The following is a 12,388-nucleotide window of genomic DNA, read 5'->3' as shown; positions in this document are numbered from 1 at the left end:
ACCCGTCTAAATGGGGTCTTCGGGGTCGTGGTCGGCCCGCACTCGCTCGACCTCGGTGGCGTAGCGTTCGCGGGTCTCCTCGTCGTCGACCGGTTCGAGGTCCGCGGGGTCGGCCTCGATGGCTGCCGTCACCGTCGTCCGCTGGAGCATCGTCGAGGCCAGTTCCTTCCGGAGTCGCCGCTCGCCGTCGGGCGTCGCGTAGATGAGCACGACGAGGTCGCGGTCGGTGTAGGTCCGTTCGACGAGCCAGAGGCGCTCGGAATCGCTCATTGTCGGCCGTAGGGCCGGCCGGTGTTTGTACGTGCCGCTCTCCGGAGTCGACGCGTCATGCTGATACGGCCGCGCGACTAGTTCCTCGTAAGCGACGATGGATGCCGACGCGGTCCGAGCGCGCGCGAACGACCTCCCGAAAGAGCCCGGCGTCTACCAGTTCGAGGCCGGCGAGACGGTGCTGTACGTCGGCAAGGCCGTCGACCTGCGCGACCGGGTGCGCTCGTATGCCGACCCTCGGGGCGAGCGCATCCGGCAGATGGTCGACCGCGCCGAACGCGTCGACTTCGCCGTCACGGACACCGAGACGCAGGCGCTGTTGCTGGAGGCCAACCTCATCAAGCGCCACCAGCCGCGGTACAACGTCCGCCTGAAGGACGACAAATCCTACCCCCTCGTCCAGTTGACCGACCACGAGTTCCCCCGAATCGAGGTGACCCGCGACCCCGAGGACGGGTCGACGGTGTTCGGGCCGTTCACGAACAAGGGCCGAGTGGAAACCGTCGTCAAGGCGCTGCGGGAGACCTACGGCATCCGTGGCTGTTCGGACCACAAATACGCCAACCGCGACCGACCGTGTCTCGACTACGAGATGGGCCTCTGTACGGCCCCCTGCACGGACGAAATCGGCGCCGAGGCCTACCGCGAAGACGTCGAGTCGGCCGTCCGCTTCTTCGAGGGCGAGACGGGCGCCCTCGCCGAACCCCTCCGCCGGGAGATGGAGGCCGCCGCACAGGAGCAGGCCTTCGAGCGCGCCGCCTCGCTGCGCGACAGACTCGACGCCGTCGAATCGTTCCACGAGGGCGGCGGCGAGGCCGTCGTCAACCGCGAGGAGGACCGGGTCGACGTCCTCGGCGTGGCCGTCGAGGGCGATTCCGGAACGGTCGCCCGCCTCCACAGCGAAGACGGCAAACTGGTCGACCGGGAGCGCCACCACGTCGACGCGCCCGAGGGCGAGGAACGCGTCGCGAGCGTCCTCGCCGCGTTCATCCCGCAGTTCTACGCCGACCGGACCCTGCCGGACGCCCTTCTCTTGCCCGAACGCCACGGCGACGAGGAGGTCGCCCGGTGGCTCGAAGCCGAAGGCGTCGCCGTCCGGGTGCCCGGCGCCGGCCGCGAGGCGACGCTGGTCGACCTCGCCCTTAAAAATGCCCGGCGGAAAGCCGGCGAAGCCGACGGCACCACGGCGCTCGGCCGAAAGCTCCGCATCGACCGCCCCGAGCGCATCGAGGGCTTCGACGTGAGCCACGCCCAGGGCAAGGCCGTCGTCGGGAGCAACGTCGCCTTCGTCGACGGTTCCCCCGAGAAGAGCGACTACCGGCGGAAGAAACTCGACGAGACCAACGACGACTACGCCAACATGCGCGAACTCGTCCGCTGGCGTTCGCTGCGGGCCGTCGAGGGCCGGGACGACCGACCGGACCCCGACCTGCTGCTCATCGACGGCGGTGAGGGACAACTGGGCGCCGCCCGCGACGCGCTCTCGGAGGTCGGTTGGGACGTACCCGCCATCGCGCTGGCGAAAGACGAGGAACTGGTGATTACGCCCGGCGGGGTCCACGACTGGGACGACGAGGACCCGGCCCTCCATCTCGTCCAGCGCGTGCGCGACGAGGCCCACCGCTTTGCCGTCCAGTACCATCAGACGCTCCGGGACGAGGTGTCGACGCCGCTGGACGACGTCTCGGGTGTCGGCCCCGAGTTACGGAAACGACTCCTCCGGCGGTTCGGAAGCGTCGACGGCGTCCGGGCGGCCTCCCGCGAGGAACTGGCCGGCGTCGAGGGCGTCGGCGAGGCGACGGCCGACGCCATCGAGCGAGCTTTATAATGCGACTACTCCGGCAGTTCCGCTCGAATCGCCGTCGCTATCTCGCTGGCCTCGCTTTCGGTGAGTTCGCCGGCGGGCCAGCGCACCTGCACGTCGTCGTCCTCGTAGCGCGGCAGGATATGGACGTGCGCGTGGAACACCTCCTGTCCGGCCGCTTCGCCGTTGGCCTGCAGGATGTTCAGGCCGTCGGGGTCGAAGGCGGCTTCGACCGCCCCGGCGACGATTCGGACGCGCTCGAAGAGGTCGCCGACCGTCTCGGGCGGTATGTCGGTCAGCGTCTCGTAGTGGCCCTTCGGAACGACGAGGGTGTGGCCCCTGACGACCGGCGCGATATCGAGGAAGGCGACGGTGGTCTCGTCCTCGTACAGTCGGGTCGCGGGCGCCTCGCCGGCGGCGATGTCGCAGAACTGGCAGTCGGACATACGCGGACATACGGCCGAATCGGCAAAGTATCTCCCTCTGAACAGGCACACGCTCTCGTTGTAAACTGCCTCCTCTCGGGGGCGAGTATGCTCTGCAATCATACCTCGGCGACGGTTCGCCGGTGGAGCAAGATCGCCGCGAGCAGCGCCATCGCCGCCACGGCCGTCGCCAGTCCGAAGGCGACCTGATAGCCGAACTCGGTGTAGACGCGGGCGCCGCCGATGGTGTCGCCGGTCCAGTAGGCGTCGAGCACGTAGCCCATCAGCGTCGGCATGACGGCGGCGCCGGTGAAGGCCATCGTGTTGATGGTGCCCGTCGAAACCCCGGAGGCCGCGGCCTCGTGGCGCTCCTTGATGACGGCGTAGGTGAGTGCGTAGGCGCCAGCGAGGGCGCCCGTCGCGAAGAGGACGGCGGCGACGACGGCCCGCGGCGGCGCGCCGGTAATCGCCAGCAGGGCGAATGCGCCGGTGTAGATGGCCATCCCGACGACGATGAGGCGGGTGCGGCCGGCGGTGCTGGCGGTGCCATCGTCGGACTCCGAGAGGCGGTCCGAGAGGGCACCGACCGCCGGCGGCCCGACCAGCAGGCCGGCGCTGCCGAGCAGGGTGTACGTGGAGGCGGCCGTCACCGACAGGCCGTAGGTCTGGACGAGATACGGGATGCCCCACAGGCCGACGACGGTGATGTTGACGCCGGTGCCGGCGAAGAGGACGGCCCCACAGAGCCACGTCTCGCGCTCGGCGAGCACCTTCCGGGCGTTCGAGCCGATGGCCCGAAGCGAGGGCGCCCCCGGCGCTTCGGCCCCGGCCATCGGCGCGAAGCCGGCGGCGGTTGGGGTATCGCGTGCGATGAGGTAGGCCGTCGCGGCGAGGCCGAGGCCGATGACCGACAGGCCCGCGAGGGCCGACCGCCAGCCGAACGCGGAGACGGCGAGCGCCAGCGGCGTCGTCGCCAGCACGCCACCGAAGCCGGAGACGGCGAGCGTGATGCCGCTCATCCGGGCGAACTCGGTCGGCCGGAACCAGTTGGCACAGAAGCGGAGGATGGCGATGAAGAGGACGCTCCCGCCGAAGCCGACGAGCGCGCGGCCCGCGAAGGCCAGCGCGTAGCTGTCGGCGCCGGCGAAGACGAACCCGCCGAGGCTCATCACGAGCGTTCCGCCGGTGACCGTCCGGCGGGCGCCGAGGCGGTCCGCGAAGACGCCCGCGGGCAGTTGCATCGCCGCGTAGACGTAGAAGAAGGAGGCATGGAGGGTGCCGAGTTGCGTCCCCGTCACCGAGAAGGCGCGGGTCAACTCGTCGGCGAGGACGGCCGTCGAGAGCCGGTAGACCGACACCAGCGCGTACGTGGCCGCGAGCGCGAAGAAGGCCAGCCAGCGCCGGGTCTCGGGGTCGGTCCACAGCCGGCGGAGTCCGCGTGCTGTCACTACCGGCCGTCCGACCGGTCGGCCCAAAGGCGTATCGAAGCCGGCTACCCGTGCTGTCGTTGTCCGGTTCGGCGCGCCGGGTAAAATCGGCAGGAGCGGCCGGTAACGTGGGAGCGGCTCCCGATAGGTCGTGAGAAAAAGGACAAGAGTTAATCGGGTCCCACCGCCTTTTCCTAACGAGCATGACAAAGGTTAGCGTCATCGGCGCGGCGGGGACAGTCGGCGCGGCCGCGGGGTACAACCTCGCGCTGCGCGATATCGTCGACGAACTCGTCTTCGTCGATATTCCGGACCAGCGGGAGACCACCATCGGACAGGCTGCCGACACCAACCACGGCATCGCCTACGACTCCAACACGACCGTCGTACAGGGCGACTACGAGGACACCGCCGGCTCCGACGTCGTCGTCATCACGGCGGGCATCCCGCGCCAGCCGGGCCAGACCCGCATCGACCTCGCGGGCGACAACGCACCCATCATGGAGGACATCGGCTCGTCCATCGACGAACACAACGACGACTACGTCTCCATCACGACCTCGAACCCGGTCGACCTGCTGAACCGCCATCTCTACGAGTCGGGCGACCGCGACCGCCACAAGGTCATCGGCTTCGGCGGCCGCCTCGATTCGGCGCGGTTCCGCTACGTCCTCTCGGAGCGCTTCGACGCGCCCGTCAAGAACGTCGACGCCACCATCCTCGGCGAGCACGGTGACGCGCAGGTGCCCGTCTTCTCGAAGGTCCGCGTCGACGGCAACGACCCCGAGTTCTCCGCCGACGAGAAGGAGGAAATCCTCGGCGACCTGCAGGAATCCGCGATGGACGTCATCGAGCGGAAGGGCGCGACTCAGTGGGGCCCCGCGACGGGCGTCGCCCACATGGTCGAGGCCGTCCTCAACGACACCGGCGAGGTGCTTCCGGGCTCGCTCGTGCTGGACGGCGAGTTCGGCTACGAGGACACCGCCTTCGGCGTGCCCGTCAAACTCGGCGCCGACGGCATCGAGGAGGTCGTCGAGTGGGACCTCGACGACTACGAAGAAGAGCTGATGGACGAGGCTGCCGAGAAGCTCTCCGACCAGTACGACAAGATCGCCTGACGGTTCGTCGCTATCCGTCCTTTTCGGGGCTACACGGCCCGTACTCTTCCGGTAGGTCGTCACCGGTGAGCGATGCCCACTCACAGAGCCGCTGTCGGTCGCGGCCAGTCGTGCGACTGTTCATGGTACTCCCTCACGCACAACTCTCTACACGACCCGCCATAAGGGTTTTGTCAGGCGGAATTACAGGCCTGCGACGGGTCGCGGTCGACCGACGGTCTCATACGGAGTATTGTAGTCCGTTACTGGCCATCGCCGACCCGCACTGTCGGTGGCCGGTACATCGTTACAATACTCCGTATCACACGAGTTGTTCGCCGTCCTCGTCGTAGATTTCGATGGCGTCGACCGGGCACGCGCGGGCGGCGAACTTCGCGTCGAGTTCGGCACCCTCCGGCACCTCCCGTTCGAAAATCCCGTCCTCGACCTCCTCGCTGTCTTCGAGGACGGCCTTTCCGGCGTCCTCGTCCTTTTTAAATGCGTCCCACTCGGCGACACACTGGAACATCCCGATGCAGGTATCCCGGTCGTAGCGAACTCTCATATCCGGGCTTGGGGGGACTCCCTCAAAGGCGTAGCGGGGCGCGGTCCGCTCGTCCATCGACGGCGGCACAACTGTTTTTAAATGTACGGTGGTGTGTCCCTGTATGCCAGACGACACGACGCGCCGGGCGTTCCTCGGCGCGCTGCTGGGTGGGGGCGTCGGGGCGGCCGCGCTGTCGCCCGCGGACGGCCTCCTCGATTCCTTCGCGCCGCTGAGCGGTCGAACGTGGGAAAGCACGCGCGGGGCGGTCCCCGATACGGTTGCCAGCCAGTACGGCGAGGCGACCGTCACCTACGACGACTACCACGTCCCGCACGTCGAGGCCGACAGCGAGGCCGCCGCCTACTTCGCGGTCGGGTACGTCCAGGCGGCCGACCGCCTCTTCGGGATGGACCTCGTCCGGCGCCTGATGGACGGTCGCCTCTCGGCCGCGGTGGGCGAACAGACCGTCGAATCCGATATCTTCCACGCGAAGATGGACTTTCGGGGGGCCGCAGAAGCCTCCGCCGAGGCCCTCGAAGGCACCCGAACCGAAGCCATGACCGAAGCGTTCGCCGACGGGGTCAACGCCTACATCGAGGACGGGCCCGAACCGCTGGAGGCCGCGCTGGCGGGCTACGACATCGACGAGTGGGCCGTCGTCGACAGCCTGCTCGTCGGGGCGCAGATATCGTGGGGGCTGACCGGCAGTTTCGAGACGCTCCGGCGCGCCGTCCTGCGCGACCGACTCGACACCGACGACTACCGCCAACTCTACGAGGCGCCGTTTGACCACGGCGCGCCCATCATCCGCAAGGGGACCACCGGCGAGGTACAGGGCGTCGACGGCTTCCCCGCGAGTCCAGCCGCCGAGCGGGTCGATTCGTCCTTCGTCGACTGGCTGGCCGCCCACGAACCGCCGGCGTGGTGGGGGTCGAACCACTGGGCGGTCGGCGGCGACCACACCGAAAGCGGGTCGCCGGTCCTCGCCTACGACCCCCACCTGACGCTCATGGTGCCGCCCGTCTGGTACGAACAGCGCATCACGGTCGCAAACGAGGACGTCGACGTTCGCGGCGCCGGCTTTCCCGGCATCCCCTTCGTCATCGTCGGCGAGAACCAGCACGGCGCGTGGGGCTTCACCAACGTCGGCGCGGACGTCGTCGACCACTACACCTACGAGACCGACGGCGACCAGTACCGCTACGACGGCGAGTGGCGCGACTTCGAGACCGAAACCCGAACCATCGAGGTCTCGGGCGGCGAGGACCGCGACATCGAGGTCCGCAAGACCGTCCACGGCGCCTTCGTCGACCGCGAAATCGACGGCGAGACGCGCCACGTCGGCGTCGCCTGGACCGGCATGTCCGGCACCCGCGAATCCGAGGCCATCTACGAGTTCAGCAAGACGGAGGGCGTCGACGACTACCGCGAGGCCCTGCAGAAGATGGACGTACCGACCCAGAACGCCCTCTACGTCGACGACGAGCAGGTCTACTACAAGACGACCGGGAAGATTCCGATTCGACGCGAGGACGGTGAGGTCATCGACGGCAACCGCGTCTTCGACGGGTCGGCGGGCGAAGGCGGGTGGGAGGGTTTCGAGCCGTTCGGCCAGAGCGACTGGGAGGGCGGGGAGTTCATCCCCTTCGAGGAGAAATCCGGCGTCGTCGACCCCGACTACATCGGTACCGCGAACCAGCGGGTCGTCGACGACCCGACCTATCCCATCGGCTTCGAGTACGCCTCCGGGTTCCGCGGGATGCGGGTCTACGAGCGGTTGGACGACCGAATCGAGAGCGGCGAACCCGTCGACACCGACTTCATGGCGTCGGTCCAGCGGGATACCCTCGACATCCGAGCGCGCAAGCTGGTGCCCGCGATTCTCGACGCTCGCGACCGCATCGACGGCGCCGACCAATGGCTCGACGCGCTGGCCGACTGGGACTACCGCATGGAGCGGGATTCGGCCGCGGCCCTCGCCTTCCACCGCTTCTACGATGCCTTCCGGGAGGCGACGTGGGCCGACGACTTCGAGGAGTTGGGTCTCGACGACGGCTGGTGGCCACAGGAGTGGGTCCTCACCGAACTACCGCCCGACGACGACTTCTTCGACGGCGACCGCGCGGCCGTCATCGCCGAGGCGATGGCGACGGCCGTCGAGGAAATCGAAGCCGAGGGCTGGTCGGTCTACGGCGACTACCACCGGACCACCATCGACCACCAGTTCAGCGGGCAGGTGCCGTCGCTGAACTACCCGCGGTATCCGACCGACGGCAGCGGTTTCACGCTGTTCAACACCCGCGACGGCCTCTCGGCCGGCAGCAGTTGGCGACAGATATCCTCGGTCGACGAGCCCTCGCGGTCGATACTCCCCGGCGGACAGAGCGGCTCCGTCTTCTCCGAACACTACGACGACCAACTCCGGATGTGGGCCGACGGTGAGTACAAGGCGATGAGCTTCGAGACGCCCGACGATGGCGATACCATCGAGTTCGGGGGTGACGAGGAATGAGTGAGAAAGCGGTTTCCGAGGAGAGGCCCGACGATGACCCCATCCGCCCCGCCTTTCTGACGACGGTGCGGACCGAGCCACGGAAGCGCTACGTTGCCCTCGCGGTCGCCCTCGTCGTCGGACTCGCCGTGGCGTGGGTCCACTGGCTCGGCCTCGTCGTCGCCGGCGCGCTCGTGGGACTGGTGAGTCGAACGCTCCCCCGCGCGGTCGTCGCCGGCCTCGTCGTCGGCGTCGCCGTGCTGGCGCTCAACATTCTCGCGAGTCCGACGATGGGGCCCGGCGAGTTCCTCGCGCTGACGCCGCCCGCCTACGTGGCTATCGGGGCGGGGCTGGTCCTGCCCGTGTGGGGGTCGCTCGTCCGCGGCGTCGTCTGATAGGGATTATCGTAGGAGTTCATAGGTTTCCGACGAAGAACCGAGGGACGCCATCCAAGAACGGGTTTCGAACCCCCTGGCTGGCTACGATAATCCCTATGAGCACGTTATTTAAAAGCGGTGACGCACAAGACCACGGTAATGGACGTTGTCGACGTTTCCGGCGTGCCGCAATGGTTCGCCGACCACCTCCGCGAGGAGGGCATCGAGTCGCTGTACCCGCCGCAGGCCGAGGCCGTCGAGGCGGGCGTCACCGAGGGCGACAGTCTCGTCGCCTCGATTCCGACCGCCAGCGGCAAGACCCTCATCGCCCAGTTGGCGATGCTGTCGGCCGTACAGCGCGGCGGCAAGGCACTCTACATTGTACCCCTGCGCGCGCTCGCGAGCGAGAAGCGCGAGGAGTTTTCGGCCTTCGAGGAATACGGCGTCGAAATCGGCGTCTCGACCGGCAACTACGAGGACACCGGCGAATGGCTCGCCGAGAAGGACATCATCGTCGCCACCAGCGAGAAGGTCGACTCGCTGGTCCGGAACGGCGCGCCGTGGATCGACGACCTCGACTGTGTCGTCAGCGACGAGGTCCACCTCGTCGACGACCCCCAGCGCGGCCCGACGCTGGAGGTCACGCTGGCGAAACTCCGCCGCGTCAATCCGAATCTGCAGGTCGTCGCGCTGTCGGCGACGGTCGGCAACGCCGACGAGATGGCCGAATGGCTGGACGCCGACCTCGTGGATTCGGATTGGCGTCCCATCGAACTCAAGAAGGGCGTCCACTACGGACAGGCGCTGCACTTCGGCGACGGCTCCCAGCAGGAACTCAGGGTCAAATCCAGCGAGAAGCCGACATCGGCCATCGTCCGGGATACGCTCGCGGACGAGGGGTCGACGCTGGTGTTCGTCAACTCCCGAAGAAACGCCGAGGGCGCCGCGAAACGACTGGCCAACACCACCCGCGACCACCTCGAACCCGAGGAACGCCAGCGCCTCGCAGAGTTGGCCGAGGAGTTGCGCGGCGTCTCCGATACCGAGACGAGCGACGACCTCGCCGACTGCGTCGAGAAGGGCGCGGCCTTCCACCACGCCGGCTGTGCGAGCGAACACCGCTCTATCGTCGAGGACGCCTTCCGCGAACGCCTCATCAAGTGCGTCTGTGCGACGCCGACGCTGGCGGCGGGCGTCAACACCCCCTCCCGCCGCGTCGTCGTCCGCGACTGGCGCCGCTACTCGGGCGAAGCCGGCGGCATGCAACCCCTCTCCGTGCTGGAAGTCCACCAGATGATGGGCCGTGCTGGCCGTCCGGGCCGGGACCCCTACGGCGAGGCCCTGCTGCTCGCGAACAGCCACGACGAACTCGACGAACTGCTGGACCGGTACGTCTGGGCCGACCCGGAACCGGTCGACTCGAAACTGGCCCGTGAGCCCTCAATGCGAACCCACCTGCTGGCGACGGTCGCCAGCGGCTTTGCCGACTCCCGTGAGGCCCTTCTGGAGTTCCTCGACCAGACGCTGTATGCCACCCAGTACGGACAGGAGGACGCCGAACTGGAGCGCATCGTCGATTCGACGCTGGAGTACCTGGAGCGCAACGACTTCATCGAGGGCGTTGGGCGGGACGCCCAACGGGATGAGCGAGCGGCGGAGCCGCGAGCAGACGGCGACCGCATCGAGGCGACCAACCTCGGCCACACAGTCTCGCGACTCTACCTCGACCCGATGAGCGCCGCAACGGTCCTCGACGGCCTGAAGGACGCCTCGGACCCCACCGCGCTCGGCCTCTACCACCTCGTCTCCCGGACGCCCGACATGTACGAACTCTACCTCCGGTCGGGCGACCGCGAGGAGTACACGATGCTGGCCTACGAGCGCGAATCCGAGTTCTGCGGTGAGATGCCCAGCGAGTTCGAGGAGGGCCGCTTCGAGGACTGGCTGTCGGCGCTCAAGACCGCGCGAATGTTAGAAGACTGGGCCGGCGAGGTCGACGAGGACGAAATCGCCGAACGCTACGGCGTCGGGCCGGGCGACATCCGTGGCAAGGTCGACACCGCCGAATGGCTGCTCGGCGCCGCCGAATCGCTGGCGAGCGAACTCGGCCTCGAAACCGTGCCGGCCGTTCGGGAGGCCCGCAAGCGCGTCCAGCACGGCGTCGGCGAGGAACTCATCGACCTCGCGGGGGTTCGCGGCGTCGGTCGCAAGCGCGCCCGACGGCTGTTCGATGCCGGCATCGAGACGCGCGCTGACCTCCGGGAAGCCGACAAATCGGTCGTCCTCGGGGCGCTGAAGGGCCGTGAGAAGACGGCGCAGAACGTGCTGGAGGCGGCAGGACACCAGAACCCGGAGATGGACGGCGTGACGCCGGACGCCGAGGCGACACCCGACGACACCGACGAGGGAGCGAGCGACGACGGCGAGGGGCAGGCAAGCCTCGGTGATTTCTGATGAGACTGGTCGAAGGAACCGTCGAAATCGGGGGCGAAGCGTTCCCGGACGTGGAGACGTTCGTCGCGGCACTGGACGACATCGGCGACGAGCACGACGTGACGGTCCAGGCCTTCGATAGCCGATATATCGTCTCTCGCCGGCATCTGGAACGCGCCGTGGAGTTGGCCGACCGCGAGCGCGAGCGCGGCGAGGCCATCGCCCGCGACCGGGGTGTCGAAATCATGCTCTATGCGGCCGGACGGCGGCAGATACAGCGCGCGCTGGAACTCGGTATCGGCGAGGGCGAGACGGAGGCAGTCGTGCTGGTCGACGGCGAGGGCGACGAAGACGCCGCGGCGATGGCCGTCGAGGACCTACTCGAACCGATTCCGACCCTCGGCAACTACGACGAACCGGCGGTGCGGGAGTTCTACGATATCGGCGCCGCGGAACTGGGTGCGACCGAACGCGGCATTGAGGACCTCGTTCTCGAACGGGTCGCCCTGCTGGTCGTCGAACGGTAGGGCGGGCGCGTGGCCTGCTACCTGCGCTCTGCCGTTCGAGCTATTCGATCAGGACAGTCGCCTCGCCGCGGATAACCGTCTCGCCGCCTGCTTCGGCGGTGGTATCGAACCGATAGCGGTCGCCGCCGAGGTCTTCGACGACTTCGATTTCGGCGGAGACGTGGTCGTCGGGCCGGACCGGCGCGCGGAACTCGAGGTCCTGTGAGAGGTAGACGGCGGTCCCGGGCAGGCGGGCGACGGCGGAACTGATGAGGCCGGCGGTGAGGATGCCGTGGGCGATGCGGCCGCCGAACCGGGTTTCGCCGGCAACCTCGTCGTCGAGGTGGAGCGGGTTGGTGTCGCCCGAGGCGAGCGCGAACCGCTCGAGGTCCTCGTCGGAGAGGGTCTTGGCAAATCGGATGCTGTCGCCGACGGCGAGGGGGGCGTCGTCGGTGCCGTCGACGTCGATTTCAACGTCCCAGTCCGGCAGGTCCGCGCCGGGTTCGATTTCTGGCATGGCATCGCCTACGGCGGGGGGTCCCTAAACCGTGGTGCCGAATGGCAGGAATCCAACACCATTGACTGCCCTCTGGTGGTATCTCCCGGAACCCTTATTGGCTGGAAAAGCGACCTTTCGGACATCGGATGACCGACAACGACGACGAGGAAACCCAGAGTATCATGCGCCCGCCGAACCTGCTGAAGGCGCTGGCGGACGCCTCCGAACAGGCGACGAAACCACAGCAGGAGGCCCTCCAGCAGCTGCTCACCGGGGCGACGGGCGCTACGACGAGTGCGACCCCGGACTTGGGGAACCTCTCGGAGCAACTCGGCACGATGAGCCAGATGGCGACGTTCAAAACGCGCGTCCAGAGCGGCGGCCGCATCTCCATCCCGGACGCCGAACGCGAGGCCCTCGACATCGAGGACGGCGACATCGTCCAGACGGTCGTGGTGCCGGTCAAGCGGAAGCGAGACGAGGACGACGAGTAGAACGAGGGGCAGTCGCGG

12 protein-coding genes are annotated in these 12,388 nt (G+C 68.0%); 7 read left to right on the top strand and 5 right to left on the bottom strand.

Annotation, left to right across the window (positions count from 1 at the left end; genetic code table 11):
* Positions 1 to 6 precede the first annotated feature (6 nt).
* Complete coding sequence (locus U5914_RS14745; RefSeq protein ID WP_336136512.1) at positions 7 to 270, bottom strand: DUF7967 family protein; 264 nt, start codon at positions 268 to 270, stop codon at positions 7 to 9.
* Positions 271 to 367: 97 nt separating this feature from the next.
* Between U5914_RS14745 and U5914_RS14740 the strand changes: the two genes are divergently transcribed.
* Positions 368 to 2,098, top strand: coding sequence for an excinuclease ABC subunit C (locus U5914_RS14740; RefSeq protein ID WP_336136511.1), 1,731 nt, complete (start codon positions 368 to 370; stop codon positions 2,096 to 2,098).
* A 5-nt stretch (positions 2,099 to 2,103) separates the two neighbouring features.
* On the opposite strand, the gene U5914_RS14735 is transcribed toward U5914_RS14740, so the two are convergent.
* On the bottom strand, positions 2,104 to 2,520 hold the full coding sequence (locus U5914_RS14735) for an HIT family protein (RefSeq protein WP_336136510.1): 417 nt from the start codon (positions 2,518 to 2,520) through the stop codon (positions 2,104 to 2,106).
* A gap of 98 nt (positions 2,521 to 2,618) precedes the next feature.
* Positions 2,619 to 3,947, bottom strand: a complete 1,329-nt coding sequence (locus tag U5914_RS14730) for an MFS transporter (RefSeq protein ID WP_336136509.1) — start codon at positions 3,945 to 3,947, stop codon at positions 2,619 to 2,621.
* Between the two features lie 182 nt (positions 3,948 to 4,129).
* On the opposite strand from U5914_RS14730, the gene mdh reads away from it, so the two are divergent.
* Entirely contained in the window at positions 4,130 to 5,044 is a 915-nt protein-coding gene (gene mdh, locus U5914_RS14725) for a malate dehydrogenase (RefSeq protein ID WP_336136508.1), read from the top strand.
* A 301-nt stretch (positions 5,045 to 5,345) separates the two neighbouring features.
* Here the strand turns inward: mdh and U5914_RS14720 are convergent, their stop codons facing one another.
* Positions 5,346 to 5,588 (bottom strand): ferredoxin, encoded by a 243-nt coding sequence (locus U5914_RS14720; protein WP_336136507.1) that lies wholly within the window; start codon positions 5,586 to 5,588, stop codon positions 5,346 to 5,348.
* Positions 5,589 to 5,691: 103 nt separating this feature from the next.
* Here U5914_RS14720 and U5914_RS14715 point away from each other — a divergent pair, with 103 nt between their 5' ends.
* The 4 genes from U5914_RS14715 to cgi121 all read left to right on the top strand — a co-directional run bounded on the left by U5914_RS14715 (position 5,692) and on the right by cgi121 (position 11,398).
* On the top strand, positions 5,692 to 8,082 hold the full coding sequence (locus tag U5914_RS14715) for a penicillin acylase family protein (RefSeq protein WP_336136506.1): 2,391 nt from the start codon (positions 5,692 to 5,694) through the stop codon (positions 8,080 to 8,082).
* A complete protein-coding gene (locus tag U5914_RS14710) occupies positions 8,079 to 8,456 on the top strand; it encodes a hypothetical protein (RefSeq protein WP_336136505.1) in 378 nt (125 codons plus the stop codon). Before U5914_RS14715 ends, U5914_RS14710 begins: the two co-directional genes overlap by 4 nt.
* Before the next feature lie 141 nt (positions 8,457 to 8,597).
* The gene (locus U5914_RS14705) at positions 8,598 to 10,892 is read left to right on the top strand and encodes an ATP-dependent DNA helicase (RefSeq protein WP_336136504.1); all 2,295 of its coding nucleotides are present in this window, start codon (positions 8,598 to 8,600) and stop codon (positions 10,890 to 10,892) included.
* Positions 10,892 to 11,398, top strand: a complete 507-nt coding sequence (gene cgi121 / locus U5914_RS14700) for a KEOPS complex subunit Cgi121 (RefSeq protein ID WP_336136503.1) — start codon at positions 10,892 to 10,894, stop codon at positions 11,396 to 11,398. Before U5914_RS14705 ends, cgi121 begins: the two co-directional genes overlap by 1 nt.
* 40 nt (positions 11,399 to 11,438) lie before the next feature.
* Here cgi121 and U5914_RS14695 read toward each other — a convergent pair whose 3' ends face one another.
* Positions 11,439 to 11,894: a MaoC family dehydratase gene (locus U5914_RS14695; protein ID WP_336136502.1), complete on the bottom strand. Its 456-nt coding sequence runs from the start codon at positions 11,892 to 11,894 to the stop codon at positions 11,439 to 11,441.
* Between the two features lie 128 nt (positions 11,895 to 12,022).
* On the opposite strand from U5914_RS14695, the gene U5914_RS14690 reads away from it, so the two are divergent.
* Positions 12,023 to 12,370 carry an AbrB/MazE/SpoVT family DNA-binding domain-containing protein gene (locus U5914_RS14690; RefSeq protein WP_418766774.1) on the top strand — a complete coding sequence of 116 codons (348 nt, stop codon included), beginning with the start codon at positions 12,023 to 12,025 and terminating at the stop codon, positions 12,368 to 12,370.
* The last annotated feature ends 18 nt before the right edge of the window (positions 12,371 to 12,388 follow it).

Source organism: Natronomonas amylolytica (assembly GCF_037031205.1).
GTDB lineage: Archaea > Halobacteriota > Halobacteria > Halobacteriales > Haloarculaceae > Natronomonas > Natronomonas amylolytica.
Note: the sequence above shows the minus strand (reverse complement) of the source record. Positions and strands in the feature narration are given on the sequence as shown.

Coding starts and splice junctions, on each gene's coding strand:
- U5914_RS14745 (WP_336136512.1), bottom strand. CDS start 270: ATGAGCGATTCCGAGCGCCTCTGGCTCGTCGAACGGACCTACACCGAC.
- U5914_RS14740 (WP_336136511.1), top strand. CDS start 368: ATGGATGCCGACGCGGTCCGAGCGCGCGCGAACGACCTCCCGAAAGAG.
- U5914_RS14735 (WP_336136510.1), bottom strand. CDS start 2,520: ATGTCCGACTGCCAGTTCTGCGACATCGCCGCCGGCGAGGCGCCCGCG.
- mdh (WP_336136508.1), top strand. CDS start 4,130: ATGACAAAGGTTAGCGTCATCGGCGCGGCGGGGACAGTCGGCGCGGCC.
- U5914_RS14720 (WP_336136507.1), bottom strand. CDS start 5,588: ATGAGAGTTCGCTACGACCGGGATACCTGCATCGGGATGTTCCAGTGT.
- U5914_RS14715 (WP_336136506.1), top strand. CDS start 5,692: ATGCCAGACGACACGACGCGCCGGGCGTTCCTCGGCGCGCTGCTGGGT.
- U5914_RS14710 (WP_336136505.1), top strand. CDS start 8,079: ATGAGTGAGAAAGCGGTTTCCGAGGAGAGGCCCGACGATGACCCCATC.
- U5914_RS14705 (WP_336136504.1), top strand. CDS start 8,598: ATGGACGTTGTCGACGTTTCCGGCGTGCCGCAATGGTTCGCCGACCAC.
- cgi121 (WP_336136503.1), top strand. CDS start 10,892: ATGAGACTGGTCGAAGGAACCGTCGAAATCGGGGGCGAAGCGTTCCCG.
- U5914_RS14695 (WP_336136502.1), bottom strand. CDS start 11,894: ATGCCAGAAATCGAACCCGGCGCGGACCTGCCGGACTGGGACGTTGAA.
- U5914_RS14690 (WP_418766774.1), top strand. CDS start 12,023: ATGACCGACAACGACGACGAGGAAACCCAGAGTATCATGCGCCCGCCG.